The following is a 21927-nucleotide window of genomic DNA, read 5'->3' as shown; positions in this document are numbered from 1 at the left end:
CAATCGTTACCGGCAAGTCCGAAATCGGCAAGCGATACTACCGCGTCACTCCCCCTCTCCCCGGCGCCCGCGCCTTCCCCGCCGCCTCCGTCACACAACTACGCGATGAGCCAGGATGGTACTTACGGGTACGAACCAGCACTCAGCGAAGATGACGTACGAGCAGGAAAAGCGACAAAGGCGCTTGTGATGATGCGCTACGTTGGTCTGAGGGACGGAAGTTATATTTTGCTTTTGGTCGACGAGGACAATCCGAACATATCGAATCGCATTACGTGTCAGGCTCCGTGCAATTTCGCGAAATCGCAAACGATGGCCGGCGATTCGGTTCTGAAAACCGAAACCGTCAGGGTTGTGCCCAACTCCTTGATCGGCGCGATGATCGAAGACGCGATGTCCGGGCAGCTCACACCCTATGGTCAACGGACTGCAACGTTGAATCAACCGCAGCAATCTGTGATCACCTCGCCCCCGACGCAATCAACGTTGCCGGCGACCGATCCAGTAGCAAACCATCCGGCGAGCGACGTGGCTGCTTCACCGCTTCAACAAACGAGCTTCGACTGTGGCAAGGCGAAGTCCATTCCGGAGTTTCTGATCTGCCACGATCCAGATCTTGCGGCCGACGACCGAGATCTCGCCGCAACGTACCAGCAGGCAAAGGACGCTGTCAGCGACAAGACGGCTTTTGCCGAACGAACGCGGAAGCAATGGAATTTTCGCGAGAAAAATTGTCGCGACAAAGCATGCCTGACGTCCTGGTATGCATATCAGAAACGCGTGCTGACGAAGATTGCGCAAACCGGCGACGTCAGCGCCCAAGACAACTGACGCGCCCCGCTGTCGAGCCCGCTCGCCCAAGCGGGCTCCGCCCATCCCCTACAGGCCATACCCACCCGGCGTGTGTTTTTGTGACGGGTTACGTCATTGATTTATTTGAAAAAGTAGCGCGTTTTGAGGGGTATTGGACACCCCCGAATACAGCACGATGCCGCGCAATGAAATCAATGACTTACGATGGGGTTATAAACACGTCACGGATAGCTCAGCTAGGCTCTCACGCTAGCTCCTCTCGAACCCGAACAGCGAGCGCGAACCGGCTCCGAAAAATTTCACTACCAATTCTTTTATTTCGATTCTGCCGGCTCGGCTGCCATATCGTCGGCCGGGTACAGCTGCAGCATCGCGCGCGCGGCCTCGACATTCGGCGTCGTCAGCCATTCCTCCCAGTCGTCAGGCCGCATGATCACGACGGACCGCTTCTCATCGCCGGGCCGGTGCATGTGCTTCATGACGGGGTGCTCGTCGGCGTTGACCGTGATCATCGCCATTGCGTGATGCTCGGTGCCGTCCGCGTACTGGAGAGTGCGCCAGATGCCGGCTACGCACATCGGTCGCCAGCCGGCCAGGCCGATCCGACAGCGCCCGTGCTTCCCTGTCTCCCTGTTCGGCTCGTAGATCCATGCGGCTGGGATCAGGCAGCGTCGCCCCGCGCGCCACGTCGGGCCGCAGAGTGGCGATTTCCCGAGATTGCCGTCGCGCGCGTTCATCGTGCTCCGGATGATCGGCGGCTTGCGGCCCTGCTCCTTCGCCTTCTCGGCATTAGCCTTCTGCAGCGCGCGGGGCCAGACGCCGAAGCCGGCAATCAGCGGCGTGAACTTCCCGTCAATGCTCGCGACGATCGGCGCGTCATAGTCCTGGTAGATCTCTGGCTTCCACGGCGTCCAGCGGTACAGGTCGTAAAAGTTGTCGATCTTCAGCTCGTTCAGGCCCGCGTCCTCGCCGGGTGGCACGTAGTTCGTGCACATTGGGGGTCCCCTATTTTCGTTCTTGACGGGACCATCTTACCCCGCTATACACTGTACAACCATACAGCACCTTATCGCATCATGAAACCGCGTTGGGCGTACGCCCGGGAGTACACGCATCTGGAATCAGGGGAGCGACGGCGCACGTACGTTCCCGTCACGGCCGCGGAATTCAGACCTCTCACCGGTCAGTTCCTCGACGAATCCGATGCGCGCGCAATCGAGGAAACGCAAGTCGATCGCAACGTAGTACCGCTCGCGGACCCGAACATCAAACACATACCGATCATGCCCGACTTCGTCGCCCCGACCGACGCAGAACTGCGCGAGCTTTGGCGCGCGCACCCCGATCCGGAGATCCGGCGTCTCATTCTCGAAGTCGTGACACTGCGAAAGTCGCTTCAGAGGGTCATGGACTGGTGGAAAACCGCGTCCAAAGCTGGGGACAACAGGGGCGATCTTGGGGGCGCGTTCGGCCATTTCCAGCGGCTTTACCACCTGCTGCGCGAGGAACTGCGGCGCGCCGGCTTGATGTAGCGGTCACGCTGGACCATAGTGGCTTTCCCGAGGTAAGTTGAGCCGCCCCGGTTTTTCCCCTATAAACCAAACAACTACGGGGAAGCACAAATAAGGCGGGGGACGCCACGTGAAAAGGACGATAGCCAGTCTGGAAGGGCTGCGCGGATGCGCCGCAGTGTTCGTCGTCATTTACCACATGCACTTCAACGTGCCCGGACTCGGCGCTACCAGAAACGGACATCTCGCCGTCGATCTGTTCTTCGTCCTGAGCGGCTTCGTGATCTGCAGCGCCTACAGCGCTCGAATCGCCGACTCGCGGGAATGTCTCAGTTTTATGGTTCGGAGATTTGGTCGACTGTGGCCCACCCACATCGTCGCGAGTGCGCTCTGCTATTTGACGCTCAATCTGATTCCGATTGCCGTCATGCTGCAGCACATCGAAGGCGTGCAACTTTTTCTGCCGACCGGTGCCGAAACTGCCTCAATCGTATCGATGACGCAGGGTCTCCATCTGTTCACGCATGGCATTGGAAACAGCGTCAGCTGGAGCTCAGCTGACGAGTTCTATGTGTACCTGCTATTCGGTGCGGTCTGCCTGACATTGCGAGGACGCGCGCGCGTCGCCGCGTTCGCTGCATTAGCGATCGCTGGATACGTGATCGCGGTATGGACATCGCTCGTACTGACGCCGTGCATTACGAATGGTGACTGTCTTTCGATGACATATGACTGGGGCTGGGCGCGGTGTATCGCTGGCTTCTTTATCGGCGCGATCATCGCGCAGTACCGTGACCATCGCGTCGTCGCGTCAGCGACGCGCACAACGCCGCAGATCCTGATCGCCATCTTCGCCACTGCGATGATCCTATTCGCAGACCGCATGCCAGGTGCAGCGCTTGCGGCACCCGTGGTGTTCGCGCTGCTTATCGCTTCGCTCAGCCGTGACGAAGGCCCGATCGCGCGCCTCTTCCTCGGCCGTAGGTCTCAGTATCTCGGCGGCATCTCCTATTCACTGTATCTCGGACATGCTGTTTGCATGCCACTGCTCTTCACGGCGAGCAGGTTGACGACAAGCCATGCCGCACTCGCGGCTGAAGGCGTTATTTATCTGATAGCGACCTTTGCGCTCGCGCATCGCTTGAATAGATCGATCGAAGCTCCGTTCCGGAAGCGCTTCAACGCGTGGGCTGACGTGAAGTTTCGGCCGCCCGCACTCCAACGGCCTGCCGTCGACTGATACGCGTCCATCGCACGCGCGATTACTTCATCAATGCGGCACGCGTGACCTTGTAGCCGTCCTCGTATAGACGCTCGCGGGTCGCGATGGCCATGTGGCGATCGAAGGAACTTGCGTAGCCGGTCGGCACGCGCACGATCGTAGCTCCATTCACAGTGTCGAGCGCGACGTGTGTCGCTTCGCATGCCGCCAGCATCAGGTCGATGATGCGCGGCGCGAGCGTCGGCAGCCCGTACGCGCCGGGCGGCAGCGGATCGTCGTCGGACACGAGATAGATCCCGATGCGCGGCACGCTGTCGACCGTCAGGTCGCTGACCGGCATGTTGTCGCATGTGCCGCCGTCGACCATCAGGCCGCCGGCCACCGCGACCGGCGCGAACACGATCGGAATCGACGCGCTCGCGCGCGCCGCCAGCGCGATCGGCACGTCGGGCGTCGCCGCTTTCGAGAACTGGAACTCGCGCTCGGTCAGCAAGTTCGCCGCGATCACCTTCAGGTCCACGTCGAGCTGCGCGAACGTCTTGCCGCTCGTCACGCCGAGCAGGTACTGCAGCAGCGCGTCTCCCGAGCACAGCGCCTGGTGCCGGATAAGCGCCCACGGCGAGAACCCCATCATGCGCGACCAGTCCAGTTCCATCAGGATCTGGCGCATGACGTCGAGCGGCATACCGCTCGCGAACAGGGCCGCGATGATCGAACCGCCGGACGTGCCGGCGAGCTCGACGATCACAAGGACGACAAGACAGCCGATTTGTATGGCGATACTCGCGGTTTGGAACCAGTGAAAGTGCGCGTGACGGCCACATAGTTCTCGACGAATTCGTATCGAATATTAAACAGTCATTGCTGGGTAAGGCTTGGCTGGCTACAACCCATACCCACCCGACACATTCAACTGCTGCCCGGTGATGTAGTTCGCGCGATCCGACGCCAGAAACACCGCCGCGCGCCCGATATCGTGCGCCTTCCCCCAGCGCTTGAGCGCGAGCATTTTTTGCGTCTCGTCGATCCACGCCTGATCGAACTGTCCCTGTTCGAGCAGCACCGGAAACATCCCGGCCTCGATCACGCCGACGAGGATCGAATTCGCGCGGATCTCGTATCGCCCCTCCTCGCGCGCGAGCCCCTTCACCAGCGCCTCGTTCGCCGCCTTCGGCGCGACCGACAGCCCGTCGCGATCGGGCCAGCGCAGATGTCCGGCCGAGCCGAGCGTGACGAACGACCCGCCGCCCGATGCACGGAAGTGCGGCAACGCGGCCTTTGCCGCGTTGAAGAAGCCGACCGTTTCGACCGCGATTGCGCGACGCCAGTCGTCATGCGTCATATCGCCGATATGGCGCTGGTTCACGAACGGGCCGGCCGCCCATACGATCGTGTGCACGCAGCCATGCGTATCCATCGCGGCCGCGAGCGCCGCATCGATCTGCGCGGGATCGGTCACGTCCGCGCGATGCGTGGTGGCCGCGACGCCTGCATCGCGCAGGCTGCTCGCGACGCGCTCGGCCACGTCGGCCCTGCTGCGATAACCGAGCGCGACCGGCACGCCGGCGCGCGCGAATTCGAGCGCGACGCCCTGCCCGATCCCGCCGCTGCCGCCGAACACGAGCACCGCGCCCTGCGGAAATCCGTTGTCGTACATGCGTTCCTCCCGTTGGTGTGATGTCGTGCGACGCGCTCAGGCCGCCGCGTCGGCGCCCGCGCGCAGCCGGTACTTCAGCACCTTCCCGGCCGCACTCGTCGGCAATTGCTCGACGAACGTGAAATACCGCGGCACCTTGTAGTTCGCCATGTTGCCGCGCGCCCAGTCGTTCAGTGCACCGGCGTCGACGTGCGCGCCGGGACGCAACACGACATACGCATGGCCGACTTCGCCGAGCCGCATATCGGGCACGCCGACCAGCGCGACCTGCGCGATCGCCGGATGCGCGGTCAGCAGCCGCTCGATCTCGGCCGGATAGCAGTTGAAGCCGCCGACGATGAACATGTCCTTGATCCGGTCGGTGATCTTCAGGTTGCCGCTCGCATCGACGCAGCCGAGGTCGCCCGTATGCAGCCAGCCTTGCGCATCGACGGTTTCGCGCGTCGCGTCCGGCTGGTTGAAGTAGCCGCGCATTACGTTGTAGCCGCGCACCCAGATCTCGCCGGTTTCGTCCGGCCCGAGCGCCGCGCCGTCCGACCCCGCGATGCGCAGCTCGACGTCCGGCATCGGCCGGCCCGACGTGCAGGCGACCGTCTCGGCGTCGTCGCCGTGCCGGCACAGCGTCGCGAAGCCGCACGATTCGGTCAGCCCGTAGCCGGTCAGTACCGTCTCGAAGCCGAGTTCCGTGCGCATCCGCTCGATCAGGCTCGGCGCGATCGCGGCCGCGCCCGTCACCGCGATCCGCAGCGACGACAGGTCGCGCGCCGCGCGATCTGGCGCATCGAGCAGCGCGTAGTACAGCGTCGGCGGGCCGGGCAGCACCGACACGCGCTCGTCGGCGACGCGCCGCAATACGTCGGCCGGCTGGAACACAAGATGCGGCAGCACGGTCGCGCCGCTCGACAGCGCGGCGAGCCAGCCGGCCTTGTAGCCGAACGTATGGAAGAACGGATTGACGATCAGGTAGCGGTCGTCCCGGCGCACGCCGGCGATCGTCGCCCATGCCTGCGCGGCCCGCAGGTTCTGCCCGTGCGCGGTCATCACGCCCTTCGGGCGGCCGGTCGTACCGGACGTGAACATCAGGTCCATCACGGTGTCGGGTGTCACCTGCGCCTCGCGCTCGCGCACCGCATCGAGCGGCACCGCCGCGCCGCGCGCGAGGAACGCGTTCCAGGTCTCGTCGCGCGCGCCGGACGGTGGCTCGCCGTCGAACACGACGACGCGTTCGAGCGTCGCGGGCCGGTGCGGCGCGAGCATCGCCGGATACGATTCGCCGAGGAAGGTGCCGCAGCAGAACAGCAGCCGCGCGCCGCCGTCGTGCAGGATGCCGCCGACCTCCATTCCTTTCATCCGCGTGTTGACCGGCACGAGGATCGCGCCGACGGTGTGGATCGCGAGCGCCGCGACGATCCATTGCGGCAGGTTCGGTGCCCAGACGGCGATGCGGTCGCCGGCGTCGATGCCGCTCGCAAGCAGCGCGCGCGCCGCTTCGATGCGGGCCGCATCGAGTTCCGCATAGGTCAGCCGGCCATGCTCCGACTCGATTGCCGGATGCGCACCGTGGCGCGCGGCAGCCCGCGCGATCAGCGCGGGCGTGGTGAGGATTTCGTTGTCCATCGTCATGTGCATCGCAACAGGGTTGCCGCGCGCGCCGCAGGCGCCGCGGCTCAATCGGGAAACACCACGCGCAGCGCGTCGCTCGCGGGCCGCGCACAGCACGCGAGCGTCCAGCCGGCCGCGATCTCGTCGTCGTCGAGCACGTGGTTGCCGTCGAGTGCCACTTCGCCGCGTTCGACGCGGCACATGCACGCACCACACTGCCCCATCCGGCAGGAATTCGGCGCGGGCAGGCCGGCGCGCAGCATCGCGTCGAGCAGCGTTTCGCCGGGCGCGCTGTCGAACGCGAACGCCTCACCGTCCAGCACCGTCTCGATCGCCGCGCCGTCTCCGGCCGCGGCGGCCGTTCCGGCCGTCGCAGCCGATGCCGCCGGAGCGGCCTGCTTCGGCGCATCGGGCAGCGACGCGAAGCGCTCGACGTGCACGCGCGCACGCGGCAGCCCGAGGCCGAGCATCGCGGCGAGCGCGTTCTCCATGAACAGCGCGGGCCCGCAGATGAACGTCTCCTGCTGGCTGAACGGCCGCGCGAGCTCTTCGAGATGCCGCTGCTGCGGCACGCCCTGCACGCTGTCGAGCCAGTGGATCACGCGCAGGCGGCCCGGATGTCGGTGCGCGAGCTGCTGCAGTTCGTCGCGGAAAATCACCGAGCGCTCGTCGCGGTTCGCATAAATCAGCGTCAGCATCCCGCGTCCGTGCACGAGCGCCGATTTCAGGATCGACAGCACCGGCGTGATGCCGCTGCCGCCCGCGAACAGCAGCAGGTCGCCATCGAGCGTGCGCGGCGTGAAGACGCCAGCCGGCGGCAGCACGTCGAGCGCATCGCCCGCATGGATGCGGTCGCACAGCCAGTTCGACGCGCGGCCGTCGCGCACGCGCTTGACGGTGATCTTCGGCGCCGCGTCGATGCCCGGCGCGCTCGACAGCGAGTAGCAGCGCGCGACGGTCGCGTCCGCGCACGGCACGTTCAGCGTCAGGAACTGGCCGGGCCGGTATGCGAACGCATCGCGCAACGCGGCGGGTACGTCGAACACGAACGAGTACGCGTCGTCGCTTTCGGCGATGACGTCGGCAACGGTCAGCCGGTGGAAGCGCGAATCGCTCATCGCAGATTCCTCACGTCATGCGGCCACGCGCGCCGCCGGCGCACCGGGCGTCGTGTACGCGCCGTCGAGATAGACGAGCGGGTCGACATCGCCGCTCATCAGCACCTCGCGAATGCGCCCGATGAACACCGTATGCGTGCCGTATTCGAAGCGGCCGTCCTGCTCGCACACGAGGCTCGCCTGCGAGTCGTGCAGATACGGGACGCCGAGCGGCGACGTGTGCCAGTCGCCGGTCGTGAAGCGCGCCTCGCCCTTCAGGCGGCCGCTGCAGTCGATCGCGATGCCTTCATGGCGTGCGGACAGCACGTTCACGCAGAACGACGCGCCCGCGTCGAGCGGCGGATACAGCGATGCGCTGCGGTTGATGCAGATCAGCAGCGACGGCGGATCGGTCGACAGCGAATCGACCGCCGTCGCGGACATCGAGTAGCGCCGGCCGTCGTACGCGCTGCTGATGACCGTGACGGAGCGCGCGAGGCGGCGCATCGCGAGCAGCATGTCGGTGCGCAGCGGATGGGTGGTGAGATCGCTCATCATTGGACTCCGTCAAGTTCAGTCGTGGATGGCCGGGCTGGCCGGCCGCCGGCGTCGGCCGCTTGCGCGGCCAGGTGGTCGGCGGCGATGAACCCGAAGGTCATCGCCGGACCGAGCGTCGAGCCTGCGCCGGGGTAGCTCGCGCCCATCACCGATGCACTGGTGTTGCCGATTGCGTAGAGGCCGTCGACCGGCGCGCCGTCGGCGCGCAGCACGCGCGCCTGCGCGTCGGTGACGAGCCCGCCCTTCGTGCCGATGTCGCCCGCGTCGATCCGCACCGCGTAGAACGGCGCCTCGTCGACCGGCCCGAGGCACGGATTCGGCGCGTTGCGCGGATCGCCGTAGTACGTGTCGAACAGGTTGTCGCCCTTGCCGAACGCTTCGTCGATGCCGGTCGCCGCGTAACGCGCCATGTCGCGCAGCGTGTCGCGCAGCCCGGCCGCATCGACGCCGATCCGCGCGGCGAGCGCATCGATCGTGTCGGCCTTCACGAGCACGTCGCGAAACGCGTGCGGAATCCGCGCATCGGGCATCATCGACGCCGGCATGATCGGCCCGCACGGATACTTGCGGCGAAAGCGCGCGTCGAACACCATCCACGCCGGCACGCACGCGCCGGTGCGCGCATGGTCGCGATACATCGCCGGCACGAATTCCGAATACGGCACGGCTTCGTTGACGAAGCGCTTGCCGAGACCGTTGACGATCACGCAGCCCGGCAGGTTGCGCTCGACGAACAGCGCGCGCTGCTTCTCCTCCCCCGCGACGCCGACCGTCGGCGCGCCCCACACGTGCTCCATCAGCGCGAGCGCGCCACCGAGCCGATGGCCTTCGGCGATCGCGTCGCCGGTGTTGGCCGGCGGTGTCGCGCTCCATTGCATCTGCGTCGGCTGCGGCAGGTAGCGTTCGCGCATCGGTTGGTTGCGCTCGAAACCGCCCGCGCCGAGGATCACGCCGCGCCGCGCGACGATCGTCACCGGCTGCCCGAAGCGCTGCGCACGCACACCCGTCACGCGGCCGCCGACATCGAGCAGGTCGCGCATCGGCGTGTCGAGCCAGACCGGCACGTTGCGATCGAGCAATGCGCGGCGCAGCCCGCCGATCAGCGCGTTGCCGAGCGTCAGGCGCCGGTCGCGCCGCGTGCGGCGGCGCACCCCGAGATCGAGCCAGTAGCGGCCGAACTGGGCAATCGCGAGCCTCATGAAGCCCGGCCCGCGCGAGAACAGCGTATGCGCCTCCTTCGACGTCACGGCCACGCGGCCGCCGATCAGCGTGCCGGGCGACGGCGGCCGCAGCCGGTCGAACTCGTCACCGAGCAGCGCGCCGTCGAACGGCAACGGATCGAGTGCGCGATAGCCCGGCATCGCGCCCGGCAGCTTCTGGAAATAGTCGGCGTACTTCGGCAGCGCCTGGTAGCGCACCGGCGTCTTCGCCTCGAGGTAGCGCAGCATCTCGGGCGCCTGGTCGAGATACGCGTCGAGCCGCTCGCGCGACGATGCGCCGGCCGTGCACGCGTCGAGATAGCGGCGCGCGGCCTCGCGCGTATCGGTCGCGCCGAGTTCCGCGATATGGTGGTTGCACGGTATCCAGATGCCGCCGCCCGAGACCGCCGACGTGCCGCCGTACAGCGTCGTCTTCTCGATCACGACGACGGACAGCCCGCGGTCGGCCGCGCGGCACGCCGCGAGCAGCGCGCCCGCGCCCGAGCCGACGACCACGACGTCGAACACGTATTGCTGTGCTTGCGTGTCGTTCATCGCGGCCTCGTCAGATGAAGTAGTCCGTGTTCTCGCGGCCGAGCATCACGGCGCCGAGGTTCTGGCCGAAGCGGTCCACGTTGTTCGCGTAGTGCGCGCGGGCCGCGTGCAGATCAAGGAAGCGGCGCACCAGCGGATTGCGGTGATAGATGCCGTTGCCGCCCGCATTGCGCAGAAGCGCGTTCGCGGCCTGTGCGCAGCGTTCGGCGACCTGCGCCGACTGATAGCGGAAATGCACGCGACGCTCGATCGACACGGCCGGGCCGCCCGTGACGGACGCCATCAGTTCCGCGAAATTGCGCTTGAGCAGCACCGTCATCTCGTCGATCGCGACGGCCGCGTTCGCGCACGCGTTCTGCGCGCCCGGATCGTCGGTCGTCTTCGCACCGCTGTTGGCCGACACGCGCGTGGCCGCATAACCGGTGAAATCGTCGAGCGCGCCCTGCAGCGCGCCGATGCACGACGTGCACACCGCGCGCACGAAGATCTGCGCGAACGGCAGCCTGAACAGCGGCGCATCGTTGACGGCCAGGCCCGGGCTCGTGCCCATCATCCCGTCGATCGCCTTGTGCGTGCGATACGCGGGCACGAACACGTCGTCGACGACGATGTCGTGGCTGCCGGTCGCGCGCAAGCCGAGCACGTCCCAGTCCTGCTGGATCCGGTAGTCGGATTTGGGCAGCAGGAAGGTGCGGTATTCGGGCGGCTGGCCGGCAACGGCCGGCGGCACCAGTGCGCCGAGGAACACCCATTCGCACAGTTCGCTGCCGCTCGAGAACTTCCAGTGGCCGGACAGGCGGAAGCCGCAGTCGACCGGCGTCACGCGGCCGACCGGCATGTAGGTCGACGCGATCAGCGTTGCCGGATCCTTGCCCCATACGTCCTGCTGCGCGCGTGCGTCGAACAGCGCGAGCTGCCAGTTGTGCACGCCGACGACGCCGTACACCCACGCAGTCGACATACAGCCGCGCGCGAGCGCCATCTGGATGTCGAAAAAGGCCTGCGGATCGAGTTCGTAGCCGCCGTAGCGCTTCGGCTGCAGCACCTTGAAGAAGCCGGCGGCCTGCATGTCGGCGATCGTCTCGGCCGGGATGCGGCCCTGCGCTTCCGCCTGCGCGGCGCGGCCGGCGAGCGTCGGCGCAAGCGCCTCGGCCCGGGCGATCAGCGTGGCGGCCAGTGCGTTCGAATCGTTGTCGCGATGCACGAATGTCTCCTGTGATACGGAGCGCGCGCGACGGCGCCCACCCCGGTCTCTCTATGTGGTTCGTCGCGGCCGGCGCCGCGAGCGAGGGTTCCAGTTGCCGATGGTCGGGCTCGCGCGGGTGCGCCGCATCGTCCGAAGGGACGACGGGCGCGGCGCGGCCCTGCCCGCCTCATGCGCAGGCGCGTTCCTTTTCCTTGTTGAAGAACGGGATCACGTGCTCGCCGATGTTGCGGATCGTCTCCATCTGCGCGTCGTGCGGCACCGTGCCCATCTGGCAGAGGAACAGCACTTCGTCGACACCCGCTTCCTGCAGGCGGCCCACGTAGCCGATGCAGTCGTCGACCGTGCCGTACGCGTGGTTCGGGTTCATCATCGCGAGCGCCGGATCGGCGAAGTTCACGACGACTTCCTCCGACGCGAAGCGCGAACGGATCACCATCTCGCCGGTATCGGCCTGCACGAGGTCGTCGCCCCACTTCGCCGGGTCCGGACGCTCGCCGCCCGTGTACCAGTACGCGAGCGACTCCATGAAGTAGCGCTGGCCGCGGATGCCGATCTTGCGGGCCTTCTGGCCGTCGGCCATCACGACCGTCGGGCACAGCGCCGCGAGGTGCCGGGTCGGGCGGAAGCCGACCTGGTCTTCCGGCTTGCGGTTCGCCCACGCTTCGCGATACACCGCGTTCTTCTTCGCGACTTCGTCCGGGCCGCCGAAACCGAGCACCAGCGCGCCCATCCCGCGCTGTCCTGCGCGCAGCAGCGCATCGGTGTTCGTGCACGCGAGGTACATCGGCGGATGCGGATCCTGCATCGGCTTCGGGTGGATCGGACGCTTCGGAATCTTGATGTACTTGCCGTCGTGCTCGATCTCGTCCTGCACGAACATCTTCGGCACCAGGTACATCGACTCGTCGATCATCGGCTGCAGTTCGTTGAGGTCGTAGCCGAACGCGCCCGCCTCCTGCTGGCTGCCGCCCTTGCCGACACCGAAATGCACGCGGCCGCCCGACAGGATGTCGAGCAGCGCGACGCGCTCGGCGACCTTGATCGGATGGTTCATCGCCGGCGGCAGGCACACGACGCCGTGACCGAGGCCGATGCGCGTCGTACGGCCGGCCAGGTACGCAAGGAAGGTTTCCGGCGCGCTCATGTGCGCATAGTGGGTCAGCGACGTGTGCTCCACGCACCAGATCGTGTCGAAGCCGACCTGCTCGGCCAGCAGCGCCTGCTCGACCGTCTCCTGGAACACCCGGTGGTCGCCCTCGCGCGATGCGTCGGTGGTCTGGGCTTCGTAGATGAGGGAAAACTTCATTGCGTGCGTCTCCATGTATGTTGGACGAGTCGGGGTCGTGCAGCCGCCCGCACGATACGGACGAATAGCGACGGTCCACGGATGGGAGTGTCGGCGCGCGGGCCGGCACGGGCATCGTCTGTTTGGAGTAACGGCCCGCCTGCGGGGACAGAGGGGTTTCACCGTCATCCGATCGGACTGCGTGGCGGCCGGCACCGCGCGCTAGCATCGGACGACGGTGCGGTGCGTGCCGGTCACATCACGACAAGGGAGAGAGGGAATGAAGGTATCGATGCTGCTGTATCCGGTCGACGACATCGACACGGCCCTGCCGCTGTTCGTCGACGGACTGGGCCTGAACGTGAAGTTTCGCGACGGCGACCGCTACTGCGCGCTCGACGGCGGCCCGCTGACGATCGCGCTGGTGGCCGGCGACGAGCAGATCGTCGAGCGCGCGGCGCTCACGCTGCGTGTGGACGAGGACGACGATCTTTACGCGGCGATGGCGCGGGTCGTGAAGGCCGGCGCGTCGGTGCGCGTGCCGGTGCAGGCCGGGCCGCACGAATACCGCGCGGTGCTGGAGGACAGGAACGGCGCGCTGCTAGTGATTTCGCAGAAACGCGCGGCATGAGGCGCGACGTGCGGCGTGCGGCGCGTGACATGCGGCGTGCGGCCCGGCCGGCAGCCGCACGAATATAGGCTGATAGCGGGGCTGTCGGGTAACGCAGTGCGCAGTGGTGCGCGACGCTACGCGCTTCGATCGACCACGCCGGGTGCGCGCAGGTCGCTGGTTTCCAGCAGCTCGAGCAGCGTGCCGGCCGGCTGGCTGAGCCGCTTCGCGGCGAGCGCGATGAACTCGACGTCGGGTAGCGCGGGCAGCCCGTCGCCGTTTACCGGCGGCGCCAGGCCGCGCGCCGACAGGTACTGCGACGTCGCGGTGAGCCCGAGCCCGGCCCGCGCGGCCGCGATGCAGCCCGGCTGGCTGCTGCTCGAACACACGACTTCCCAGCCGATCCCCTTCTCCGCGAGCGCGTTCAGCACGACCGCGCGCGTGACGCTCGGCTCGGCGACCAGCACGAGCGGCAGCGGCCTTTCCAGGTCTACGACGGTGCCCGGCCGCGCGACCCATTCGAGCCGTGCGCGCAACAGCGGCGTGCCGCGCCGCTCGCCGAGCCGCCGCTTGCCGACCATCAGGTCGAGCGCGCCCGCATCCATCAGTTCGTAGAGCCGGCTGGTCATGCCGGTCGTGATCTCCAGCGCGACGTCGGGGTGCGCGGTGCGAAACGCCGCGAGCACGTCCGGCAGCGCGACCAGCGCGAGATCGTCCGATGCGCCGAGCCGCACGCGGCCCTGCAGCCGCGGCTTGCGGAACTGCGATTCGGCGCGGTTCAGCGCCTGCAGGATCACGTTCGCATGCACGAGCAGCGCCTCGCCGTCGGCCGTCATCGCGATCGAATGGGTGTCGCGCACGAACAGCCGCCGGCCGACGCTCTCTTCGAGACGACGGATGTGTTCGCTGACGCTCGACTGGTTGAGCCCGAGCTGCCGGCCCGCTTCGGTGAAGCTGCGGCAATTCGTGACGGTCGCGAACGTCTTGAGCCAGACGGGATTGAGCATCCCGCATTGTCATCGGCAATTCCGATGACAGTCAATGCCTTAAGTCGGCTTCCCGATGACTACCGGAATCGGTACCATCAACGCTTGTAGACCGGCCGTACGCCGGCGCGAGCCTGCCGAACCGAACCGAGCCGGGCCGCGTCGCCCGTCACGTCGCCCTCGCCGGTCGCCGCACCGCCAACTTCGTCATGTCCCGCGAACCCTCACACTCCGCGCTGCTGTGGATCGTCGCCGCCGCGTTCTTCATGCAGTCGCTCGACACGACGATCGTCAATACCGCACTGCCGTCGATCGCACAAAGCCTGCATGCGTCGCCGCTCGCGATGCAGCCGATCGTGGTCGTCTACACGCTGACGATGGCGATGCTCACACCGGCGTCCGGCTGGCTCGCCGACCGGTTCGGCACGCGCCGCGTGTTCTCTGTCGCCATCCTGGTGTTCTCGCTCGCGTCGATCGGCTGTGCCGCGTCGCACACGCTCGGCCAGCTCGTCGTCGCGCGCGCCGTGCAGGGCATCGGCGGCTCGATGCTGCTGCCGATCGGGCGGCTCGCGGTGTTGCGTCGCGTGCCGGGCGAACGGTACGTCGCGGCGATCGCGTTCGTGTCGATCGCCGGGCAGCTCGGCCCGATCGTCGGGCCGACGCTCGGCGGCTGGCTCACGCAGGCGATTTCCTGGCACTGGGTGTTCATCGTCAACGTGCCCGTCGGTGTGGTCGGCTTCCTCGCGGTGCAGCGCTTTCTGCCGCACGACCAGGCGACCCAGCCGCCGCCGTTCGACTTCGTCGGCTGCGCGCTGCTGTCGGTCGCGATGATCGCGCTGTCGCTCGCGATCGATCCGCCAATGCCCGCACACCGCACCGGCTGGGCGATCGGGCTGGCCGTGCTCGGCGTGGCGAGCGCGCTCGCGTACCTGCCCCACGCACGGCGCCGCGCGCAGCCGCTGTTCCGGCTCGGGCTGTTCCGCGAGCCAAACTTCGGCTCGGGGCTGCTCGGCAACCTGCTGTGCCGGATCGGCACGAGCGCCGTGCCGTTCATGCTGCCGCTGCTGATGCAGGTGCAGCTCGGCTATACGCCGTTGCAGTCGGGGATGATGATGCTGCCGGCCGCGATCGCCGGCGTGATCGCGAAACGCTGGATCGCGCCGCTCGCGAAGCGCTTCGGCTATGCGACGTTCCTGGTCGTGAACACGGGGATCGTCGGCTGCGCGATCGCGGGGTTCGCGCTGGTATCGGCGCGGCCCGCACCGGCGCTGGAGATTGCGTTGCTGATCGTGTTCGGCGCCGCGAACTCGATGCAGTTCGCCGCGATGAACGCCGTCACGCTCAAGGGGCTGTCGCATGCCGACGCCGGCAGCGGCAACAGCCTGTTCACGATGATGCAGATGCTGGCGATGGGGCTCGGCGTGTCGATCGGCGGCGGGCTCGTGAACCTGTTCGCCGCGCATTGGGGCTCGATGGCAAACGGCTTCATGCTGTCGTTCGTCTGCATGGGCTCGGTCACGCTGCTGTCGTCCGTCGTGTTCCGCCGGATCGATACCGCCGCGCCGCCGAGACCGGTCGCGCCGCGACCGTCCGCGTAAGCGGCGCCGCGGGCAGGCGCGGCCGTCAGTTCACCTGGCGGCGCTCGACGACGCGCTTGAGCACCCAGCGGATCGACGAACCGTCGGCCGGGGGTTGTGCGACACGGTACTCGTCGACTTCCAGCACATATTGATAGCCGGGCTGGTACGCAAAGCCCTCGATGCCCGTGTACCACGGGCTCCACGGCTCGGCCGGACTGCTGCGCACCTGCAGGCAGTCCATCGGCGCGACGCCCGTGCTGCGCGCCGGCAAAGACACCGCGCACGAAATTGCACCGCTCGGCGCGCGCTTCACCGCGTACCGATCGTGTATTACCATCGGCGCTTCCTCGTACTCGTATGCTTCGCCGCGTCGCCTGTGCCCGCCTGGCCACGGGCGAGCGGCGCCCCCTGTTCGCATGACCTCACCCGTTCCGTCCGACGCCGCGCTGCGGCCGCAGCCGATCGATGCGCTGACCGTGCCGGCCGCGCTCGACGGACGCGCGGGCACGAACCGCTCGACCAGCGCGCATCCGCAGATCGCCGCGACCCATGATCTCGACGCCGTGCGCGCATGGCTCGCGCGCTTCGTCGATACGCCCACCACGTTCCAGAACTACCGCAAGGAAGCCGAGCGCCTGCTGCTGTGGGCCGTAATCGCATGCGGCAAGCCGCTGTCGTCGCTCACGCACGAGGATCTCGTCGTATACCGGCAATTCCTGCTCGCGCCCGCGCCGGCCGACGTGTGGTGCGCGAACGGCGGCCGCAAGCATCCGCGCGGCGACCCGCGCTGGCGGCCGTTCTACGGGCCGCTGTCGGCGGCCAGCCAGCGGCAGGCGATGGTGATCCTGAACGTGATGTTCTCGTGGCTCGTGCAGGCCGGCTATCTGGCCGGCAATCCGCTCGCGCTGTCGCGGCAGCGGCAACGGCGGCCCGCGCCGCGCGTCACGCGCCATCTCGGGCCGCCGCTGTGGCAAGCAGTCAAGGACGCGATCGCCGCGATGCCGCGCGACGATGCGCGCGCCTCCTTCCATGCGGATCGCGCGCGCTGGGTCTTCACGCTGCTGTATCTCGGCGGGCTGCGCATCACCGAGGCAGCCGATACGACGATGGGGCAATTCTTTGCGCGGCGCGACGCGAACGGACGCGACCGCTGGTGGCTCGACGTGACCGGCAAAGGCGGCAGGCAGCGGCTCGTGCCGGCTACCACCGAAATGATGGCCGAGCTCGCGCGCTACCGGCGCACGCACGGCCTGCCCGCGCTGCCCGCCGACGGCGAGGACACGCCGCTCGTGCTGCCGATCGGTCACACGCGCAAGCCGCTCACGCGCGCCGCGCTGCACCGGATCGTGAAGCAGGTGTTCCGGTTCGCGGCTGACCGGTTGCGCGCGCAAGGGGATGCCGGCGAGGAACAGGCACGCGTGCTCGAGCAGGCATCCGCGCACTGGCTGCGCCACAGTGCGGGCTCGCACATGGCCGACGGCCGCGTCGACCTGCGGCTCGTGCGCGACAACCTCGGACACGTATCGCTGACGACCACCAGCCAGTATCTGCATGCGGACGACGACTGGCGGCACAGCGAAACCGACGAGAAGCACCGGATCGGCTGGTGAGCGGCGCGCCGTCCGGCCCGCTTCAATACACGGCCACCCAATGCCCGGGCACCCACGCCCAGTGGTTGCCGGCCCAGCGGTAATGGCCCTTGGCCCAGCGGTAGCCGGGGGCGGGCGGCGGCGGCGCCACCTCGGCGACCGGCGCGGGTTGCGGCGGCCGCGCCGGCTCGACCACGCATGCGGACATCAGCGCGGCGCTCGCCGTCACCAGCACGGCAAGCGATACGGATCTAATCTTCATCGTCACTTCTCCCTGTTCTGTAATCGATTGGCGGATGCAAACGCACGCATGCCGTGCGTCACGCGAATCCGCGAATGAGGCCGGTCATCGGCCGCGTCGCGCCGCTTTCCGCGAACAGCGTGGACGCGGTGCGGCCGGGATCGAGTCGCAGGCTTTCGGCAGCCGCGCCCGCGATCAACGCGTCGAGCGATGCGGTCGGCTTCAGGTCGCGCCCTTCGTACAGGTCGCCCGGCCGCAAGCCCGGCCAGTCGGCGATCACGCGACCGCCCGCGACCGCCCCGCCCGCCAGCATCGCGACCGACGCCTGCCCGTGATCGGTACCGCCCGTGCCGTTCGCGGCGGCCGTGCGGCCAAACTCGGTCGCAACCAGCACCGTGGTCTGCTGCCACACGGGCCCGAGACCATCGCGCAATGCGGCGAGCATCGTATCGAGCGCCTTCAACTGGTTCGCGAGCCGTGGGTTCTGCGCGCTATGCGTGTCCCAGCCGCCCGTCTCGATCATCGCGATTCGCGGGCCGTCGTCGCGCGCGAGAAACGTCGCCGCGAGCTTGCCGACGCCCGCCGGATCCTGACGCGCATGTGCATCGCCGGCGAGGCCGCGCGCGGCCATCGCCGATTCCCACAGCGGCCCGAGCTGCGCGTCGGCCTCGTAAAGCGCCGACACGCGCGCGAGCAGGTCGTCCGGCGCGGCCGGCAAACCGGACGCCGCATACGACGCGGCCTGCACACCGCCGCGCAACGCGAGCGGCACCGTCGGCGCGAACGCGATCGCGCGCTCGCGCGTCGCCGGCAACATCGCGGCGAGCCGGTTCAGCCAGCCGTCCTTCACTTGGTACGGCGCGCGCCCGCCCGTCTCGAGCACGTTCTGGCCGTCGAAATGCGAGCGGTCGCGATACGGCGATGCGATCGCGTGGACGAACAGCGCCTGTTTGTCGCGAACCAGTTGCGCGGTCTGCACAAGCGACGGGTGCAGCGCGAACGTGCCGTCGATGCGTGTCGCCACCGCTGCGTCGATCGCCAGCGGGCCGCGCAGCGACGCATACGCAGGTTCCGCATACGGGACGACGATGTTCAGCCCGTCGGCCGCGCCGCGCTGGATCACGAACACGAAGCGCCGGTCTGTTTCGACGTTCGCGAACACGATGCGCGGCGCGACGAGCATCGCCCCGGCACCGGCCGCGGCGATGCTCAGGAAATGCCGACGGGTAAGGGATCGGGCCATGTTCATCTCCGTTGGAAATCGGGCGACACGAGCAGCAGCGCAAGCGACGTGGTCGCGCTTTCGGCACGCGACAGCGCGCTCGCCGTCGGTGCACTCAGCGAGCCGGCCAGCAGCGTGTTGCCGAGCGTGCGCGGATCGAGCCGGTCGCCAGTACGTGCGGCGAGCCGCTGCGCGATCTCGACGCGGCGCACCAGCGCGTCGGGCGCGGCCCAGCTCGCGGCGACGTCGTCGTAACCAGCCGGCGACCCGGGCCGCCACACCGGCTGGCCGAGTTGCGCGAGCAGCGGCGCGGCCTTCAGGTCGCCCGCGTCGCGCCAGCCGAGCCCGCGCAGCGACGACACGGCCCACTCCCACGGCGTCTTGAACTTGCGATTGACCGGCGACCATGCGTCCGGTGCATCGACGAGCGCGCGATAGACGGTCGGCAAATCGCCGCCGCTCGTCTCGAATGCGCGGGCGAGCCGGTCGGTGAGCGCGGGCGGCGGGTTATCGGCGACGAAATGGCGAGCGAACTGGAACGCGATATGCCGGCCCGTCGCCGGCGCACGTGCGAGGTCGCGCAGGATCGCGCGCGCCTGCGCTTCGCCCGGCTGGTCGTAGGTGCGTCCCATGACCGTGCGCACGCCCGGCTCGTGCAGCTTCGGGCGAAACACGAACGCGCCGGGCGCCGCATCGCCGGGCTGCGGCCCGCGCCCGCCGGCGATGCTCCAGCCGGTCAGCGCACGCGCGAATTCCGTCACGTCCGCCTGCGTATAGCCGGTGCGTACGCCGAGCGTATGCAGCTCCATGATTTCGCGCGCGAGGTTCTCGTTGAGACCGCGCCGCGCTGCGGGATTGCGTGCTTCGGCGCGCAGCGCGGCCGGACTGTCGGGGCCGACCGAGCGCGCCTGGTCGAGAAACAGCTGCATCGCGGGATGCTGCTCGACGGCGACGAGCATATCCTCGAAGCGGCCGAGCACATGCGGACGGATCGCATCACGCTCGAATGCACCGGCATACGCGGCGACCTGCCCCTTGTCGACCGATACCGCGAAATGGTTCGCCCAGAAATGCACGAGCCGCTCGACGAACGGCGCGGGCGTGGTGAGCGCGCTGTCGAGCCGCGCGGAGACCGCGCTGCGATATGCATCGTAGCCGTCGCGACGGATCGACTGGGCGGTCGCGCGCCTGGCCGCCGCGTCGTCGCTCGTCATCGCGTTGCGCGTATTCGCGAACCGGGTTGCGAGCGTAACCGCATCCGGTTCGGCGGCCCATGCGGCGGGACGTGCGTCGTAACGGTCGAATTGCGCGATGAGCGCCGCCTTCGGATCCGCAGGCGGCGCTTCGTCGGCCCGCGCGCCGAGACCGAAGCGGTTCAGCGCGATGGCAGCCGGTGAGATGTCGTTCGGATGGTCCATGACGGGGGCTCTCGCGATGCGTACCTGTGTTTAACGGAGGCCGGCGGGAAATCCGTCGCGAGATGCGCGAAATATTTTCGCGTCGCCGTACCGGAAGCGCATGCCTTTCCGTCAGCTTTCAAGCGACGGCGACGGGAATTCGCCAGGCCATGCCGAGCGCGCATTGCCAGGGGCGCGAAACATGATGTCGCGATCCATCGTCGCGATGCCGATTTTGTTCTATCTGCCGCTCCGTCTTCCTGATTAACTGACGATCAATCTCGTTAGACGAAATGGCGGGCGTCATGAAACTGACCAGGATCGCTTTCGTTCTGCTCGGCCTGATCTGGGGCTCGAATTTCATCTACATGAAATGGGCCGCGGCCTGGCTCAGTCCGATGCAGATCGCCTTCTTGCGCGTTCTGTTCGGCTTCCTGCCGCTCGCGTTCGCCGCCTGGCGCCAGCGCGCGATCCAGCAAAGCCAGGCCCGCCATTTGCCGCACTTTTTCGTCATGGCGGCTGTCGCGACGGCGCTCTACTACGTGGCCATCGTGAAAGGCACGGCGCTGCTGCCGTCGGGGATCGCGGGCGTGTTGGGCGGCTCGATCGCGATCTTCACCGCGATTTTTTCGCTGTTGTTCCTCCGAACCGAGAAAGTGAACGGGCTGATGACAGCCGGCGTCGTCGTGGGTTTCGCCGGCATCGTGCTGATTGCGCGCCCGTGGGAAGGTGCGGGAAATCCGGTCGATCCCACGGGCGTCGCGTGGATGTTGGCAGGCGCGATCATCCTCGGGCTGTCGTACGTCTACGTGAAACGCTTCCTGTCGCCGTTCGGCCTTCAACCTCTCGCGCTGGTGACGTGGCAGATGGGCCTGGCATTGCTGATCCTTGCCGCGCTGACGGACTTCACCGGGATCGCTCGCATCCTGCACGACTGGCGCGCCGCATCCGGTGTCGTCGTGGGACTCGGCCTGCTGGGGACCGGCGTCGCTTACCTGCTCTATTACTTTCTGCTGCAGGAACTCGGGCCGGTAGCGGCGTCAGGCTCGACGTACATCACGCCCACGGTTGCACTCCTGATCGGCTGGGCCGCCGGCGAACGCGTGGGCATGCTGGAAGTGAGCGCGATCGCGCTGGTGCTTGTCGGTATCGCGATGTTGCAGATCGGCCGGCAACGATCGGCGCGCGCGTTCGCACAATCGGCACGGGTCGCGAGCGCTCGAACCTGAAGTCGTGGACGGTCATCACGTGCGTCACCGGCGTCGATCCGGCCGACGCACGCCTCGCAGGAATCGGAACCCGGCGACATGCCGGCTCGTCGCCTGCTTGCCCTTCCCGCAAAGCCATCTAGACTCAAAGGAATGTGTTGCCTCCGCAGCACGGAAGTCTCGTCTCGCCACATGGCGGCGACTACGGTTTCAAGTCGAGCCAGGGGGGTTGCCGCCCACGGCGACCGGAAAATCGAAAACGGCAAGCTCTGCAGCAAGGCCCGTACTTGTGCAACGACGTGCGTGTGAAAGGAGAAGATCTCTACCGCGAGCGCGCTGACGGCGAGATCGTTCAGTTTGTCGAATCGCATTGACCGCCGCGCCTCGC

Annotated in this window: 20 protein-coding genes and 1 pseudogene; 7 read left to right on the top strand and 14 right to left on the bottom strand. The window is 67.6% G+C overall.

The genetic code is table 11. The features are described 5' to 3' along the window. The first annotated feature begins 105 nt into the window (after positions 1-105). Positions 106-831, top strand: coding sequence for a lysozyme inhibitor LprI family protein (locus AC1Z3W_RS08725; protein WP_175824888.1), 726 nt, complete (start codon positions 106-108; stop codon positions 829-831). Positions 832-1127: 296 nt separating this feature from the next. Here AC1Z3W_RS08725 and AC1Z3W_RS08720 read toward each other — a convergent pair whose 3' ends face one another. Beyond that, entirely contained in the window at positions 1128-1808 is a 681-nt protein-coding gene (locus AC1Z3W_RS08720; RefSeq protein WP_483507446.1) for an SOS response-associated peptidase family protein, read from the bottom strand. A gap of 81 nt (positions 1809-1889) precedes the next feature. On the opposite strand from AC1Z3W_RS08720, the gene AC1Z3W_RS08715 reads away from it, so the two are divergent. Both AC1Z3W_RS08715 and AC1Z3W_RS08710 read left to right on the top strand, forming a co-directional pair. Then, positions 1890-2345 carry a hypothetical protein gene (locus AC1Z3W_RS08715; protein ID WP_483507445.1) on the top strand — a complete coding sequence of 152 codons (456 nt, stop codon included), beginning with the start codon at positions 1890-1892 and terminating at the stop codon, positions 2343-2345. A gap of 109 nt (positions 2346-2454) precedes the next feature. Continuing rightward, positions 2455-3564 carry an acyltransferase family protein gene (locus AC1Z3W_RS08710; protein WP_483507444.1) on the top strand — a complete coding sequence of 370 codons (1110 nt, stop codon included), beginning with the start codon at positions 2455-2457 and terminating at the stop codon, positions 3562-3564. A 22-nt stretch (positions 3565-3586) separates the two neighbouring features. Here AC1Z3W_RS08710 and AC1Z3W_RS08705 read toward each other — a convergent pair whose 3' ends face one another. The 8 genes from AC1Z3W_RS08705 to AC1Z3W_RS08670 all read right to left on the bottom strand — a co-directional run bounded on the left by AC1Z3W_RS08705 (position 3587) and on the right by AC1Z3W_RS08670 (position 12727). Beyond that, positions 3587-4294, bottom strand: coding sequence for a patatin-like phospholipase family protein (locus AC1Z3W_RS08705; RefSeq protein WP_483507443.1), 708 nt, complete (start codon positions 4292-4294; stop codon positions 3587-3589). A gap of 135 nt (positions 4295-4429) precedes the next feature. Further along, entirely contained in the window at positions 4430-5203 is a 774-nt protein-coding gene (locus AC1Z3W_RS08700; RefSeq protein WP_483507442.1) for an SDR family NAD(P)-dependent oxidoreductase, read from the bottom strand. A gap of 36 nt (positions 5204-5239) precedes the next feature. Continuing rightward, positions 5240-6826: a FadD3 family acyl-CoA ligase gene (locus AC1Z3W_RS08695; RefSeq protein ID WP_057925056.1), complete on the bottom strand. Its 1587-nt coding sequence runs from the start codon at positions 6824-6826 to the stop codon at positions 5240-5242. 44 nt (positions 6827-6870) lie between these two features. Further along, on the bottom strand, positions 6871-7923 hold the full coding sequence (locus AC1Z3W_RS08690; protein ID WP_124832122.1) for a ferredoxin--NADP reductase: 1053 nt from the start codon (positions 7921-7923) through the stop codon (positions 6871-6873). A gap of 15 nt (positions 7924-7938) precedes the next feature. Continuing rightward, entirely contained in the window at positions 7939-8457 is a 519-nt protein-coding gene (locus AC1Z3W_RS08685; RefSeq protein WP_124832124.1) for a flavin reductase family protein, read from the bottom strand. Continuing rightward, positions 8457-10214 (bottom strand): FAD-dependent oxidoreductase, encoded by a 1758-nt coding sequence (locus tag AC1Z3W_RS08680; protein WP_483507441.1) that lies wholly within the window; start codon positions 10212-10214, stop codon positions 8457-8459. Before AC1Z3W_RS08680 ends, AC1Z3W_RS08685 begins: the two co-directional genes overlap by 1 nt. A 10-nt stretch (positions 10215-10224) precedes the next feature. Next, entirely contained in the window at positions 10225-11418 is a 1194-nt protein-coding gene (locus AC1Z3W_RS08675; RefSeq protein ID WP_483507440.1) for an acyl-CoA dehydrogenase family protein, read from the bottom strand. Positions 11419-11587: 169 nt separating this feature from the next. Further along, on the bottom strand, positions 11588-12727 hold the full coding sequence (locus AC1Z3W_RS08670; RefSeq protein ID WP_057925051.1) for an LLM class flavin-dependent oxidoreductase: 1140 nt from the start codon (positions 12725-12727) through the stop codon (positions 11588-11590). A gap of 259 nt (positions 12728-12986) precedes the next feature. On the opposite strand from AC1Z3W_RS08670, the gene AC1Z3W_RS08665 reads away from it, so the two are divergent. Then, positions 12987-13337, top strand: a complete 351-nt coding sequence (locus AC1Z3W_RS08665) for a VOC family protein (RefSeq protein ID WP_057925050.1) — start codon at positions 12987-12989, stop codon at positions 13335-13337. 116 nt (positions 13338-13453) lie between these two features. Here AC1Z3W_RS08665 and AC1Z3W_RS08660 read toward each other — a convergent pair whose 3' ends face one another. After that, the gene (locus tag AC1Z3W_RS08660) at positions 13454-14323 is read right to left on the bottom strand and encodes a LysR family transcriptional regulator (RefSeq protein ID WP_124832130.1); all 870 of its coding nucleotides are present in this window, start codon (positions 14321-14323) and stop codon (positions 13454-13456) included. Positions 14324-14511: 188 nt separating this feature from the next. Between AC1Z3W_RS08660 and AC1Z3W_RS08655 the strand changes: the two genes are divergently transcribed. Next, positions 14512-15900 carry a DHA2 family efflux MFS transporter permease subunit gene (locus AC1Z3W_RS08655; RefSeq protein ID WP_057925048.1) on the top strand — a complete coding sequence of 463 codons (1389 nt, stop codon included), beginning with the start codon at positions 14512-14514 and terminating at the stop codon, positions 15898-15900. 25 nt (positions 15901-15925) lie between these two features. On the opposite strand, the pseudogene AC1Z3W_RS08650 reads toward AC1Z3W_RS08655, so the two are convergent. After that, positions 15926-16147: pseudogene (locus tag AC1Z3W_RS08650) on the bottom strand (DUF4377 domain-containing protein); the annotation flags it as partial. 151 nt (positions 16148-16298) lie between these two features. Between AC1Z3W_RS08650 and AC1Z3W_RS08645 the strand changes: the two are divergent. Further along, a complete protein-coding gene (locus AC1Z3W_RS08645) occupies positions 16299-17492 on the top strand; it encodes a tyrosine-type recombinase/integrase (RefSeq protein WP_483507439.1) in 1194 nt (397 codons plus the stop codon). A gap of 22 nt (positions 17493-17514) precedes the next feature. Here the strand turns inward: AC1Z3W_RS08645 and AC1Z3W_RS08640 are convergent, their stop codons facing one another. Genes AC1Z3W_RS08640 through AC1Z3W_RS08630 form a run of 3 tightly spaced genes read right to left on the bottom strand, consistent with a single transcriptional unit; the run spans position 17515 to position 20352 of the window. Then, positions 17515-17733 (bottom strand): YXWGXW repeat-containing protein, encoded by a 219-nt coding sequence (locus AC1Z3W_RS08640; protein ID WP_124832134.1) that lies wholly within the window; start codon positions 17731-17733, stop codon positions 17515-17517. A 58-nt stretch (positions 17734-17791) separates the two neighbouring features. Next, a complete protein-coding gene (locus AC1Z3W_RS08635; RefSeq protein ID WP_483507438.1) occupies positions 17792-18955 on the bottom strand; it encodes a DUF1501 domain-containing protein in 1164 nt (387 codons plus the stop codon). Positions 18956-18957: 2 nt separating this feature from the next. Further along, on the bottom strand, positions 18958-20352 hold the full coding sequence (locus AC1Z3W_RS08630) for a DUF1800 domain-containing protein (RefSeq protein WP_175824622.1): 1395 nt from the start codon (positions 20350-20352) through the stop codon (positions 18958-18960). Between the two features lie 272 nt (positions 20353-20624). Here AC1Z3W_RS08630 and AC1Z3W_RS08625 point away from each other — a divergent pair, with 272 nt between their 5' ends. Beyond that, positions 20625-21560: a DMT family transporter gene (locus AC1Z3W_RS08625; protein ID WP_483507437.1), complete on the top strand. Its 936-nt coding sequence runs from the start codon at positions 20625-20627 to the stop codon at positions 21558-21560. Positions 21561-21927: the final 367 nt, after the last annotated feature.

This window comes from Burkholderia sp. 10_S31 (genome assembly GCF_056930375.1).
This window is presented reverse-complemented; position numbering and strand designations above follow the sequence as displayed.

Bases quoted from the DNA above. Each gene is read 5' to 3' on its own strand.
- AC1Z3W_RS08725 (WP_175824888.1), top strand. From the start codon at position 106: ATGAGCCAGGATGGTACTTACGGGTACGAACCAGCACTCAGCGAAGAT.
- AC1Z3W_RS08720 (WP_483507446.1), bottom strand. From the start codon at position 1,808: ATGTGCACGAACTACGTGCCACCCGGCGAGGACGCGGGCCTGAACGAG.
- AC1Z3W_RS08715 (WP_483507445.1), top strand. From the start codon at position 1,890: ATGAAACCGCGTTGGGCGTACGCCCGGGAGTACACGCATCTGGAATCA.
- AC1Z3W_RS08700 (WP_483507442.1), bottom strand. From the start codon at position 5,203: ATGTACGACAACGGATTTCCGCAGGGCGCGGTGCTCGTGTTCGGCGGC.
- AC1Z3W_RS08695 (WP_057925056.1), bottom strand. From the start codon at position 6,826: ATGACGATGGACAACGAAATCCTCACCACGCCCGCGCTGATCGCGCGG.
- AC1Z3W_RS08690 (WP_124832122.1), bottom strand. From the start codon at position 7,923: ATGAGCGATTCGCGCTTCCACCGGCTGACCGTTGCCGACGTCATCGCC.
- AC1Z3W_RS08685 (WP_124832124.1), bottom strand. From the start codon at position 8,457: ATGAGCGATCTCACCACCCATCCGCTGCGCACCGACATGCTGCTCGCG.
- AC1Z3W_RS08680 (WP_483507441.1), bottom strand. From the start codon at position 10,214: ATGAACGACACGCAAGCACAGCAATACGTGTTCGACGTCGTGGTCGTC.
- AC1Z3W_RS08670 (WP_057925051.1), bottom strand. From the start codon at position 12,727: ATGAAGTTTTCCCTCATCTACGAAGCCCAGACCACCGACGCATCGCGC.
- AC1Z3W_RS08665 (WP_057925050.1), top strand. From the start codon at position 12,987: ATGAAGGTATCGATGCTGCTGTATCCGGTCGACGACATCGACACGGCC.
- AC1Z3W_RS08660 (WP_124832130.1), bottom strand. From the start codon at position 14,323: ATGCTCAATCCCGTCTGGCTCAAGACGTTCGCGACCGTCACGAATTGC.
- AC1Z3W_RS08655 (WP_057925048.1), top strand. From the start codon at position 14,512: ATGTCCCGCGAACCCTCACACTCCGCGCTGCTGTGGATCGTCGCCGCC.
- AC1Z3W_RS08645 (WP_483507439.1), top strand. From the start codon at position 16,299: ATGACCTCACCCGTTCCGTCCGACGCCGCGCTGCGGCCGCAGCCGATC.
- AC1Z3W_RS08640 (WP_124832134.1), bottom strand. From the start codon at position 17,733: ATGAAGATTAGATCCGTATCGCTTGCCGTGCTGGTGACGGCGAGCGCC.
- AC1Z3W_RS08635 (WP_483507438.1), bottom strand. From the start codon at position 18,955: ATGGCCCGATCCCTTACCCGTCGGCATTTCCTGAGCATCGCCGCGGCC.
- AC1Z3W_RS08630 (WP_175824622.1), bottom strand. From the start codon at position 20,352: ATGGACCATCCGAACGACATCTCACCGGCTGCCATCGCGCTGAACCGC.
- AC1Z3W_RS08625 (WP_483507437.1), top strand. From the start codon at position 20,625: ATGGCGGGCGTCATGAAACTGACCAGGATCGCTTTCGTTCTGCTCGGC.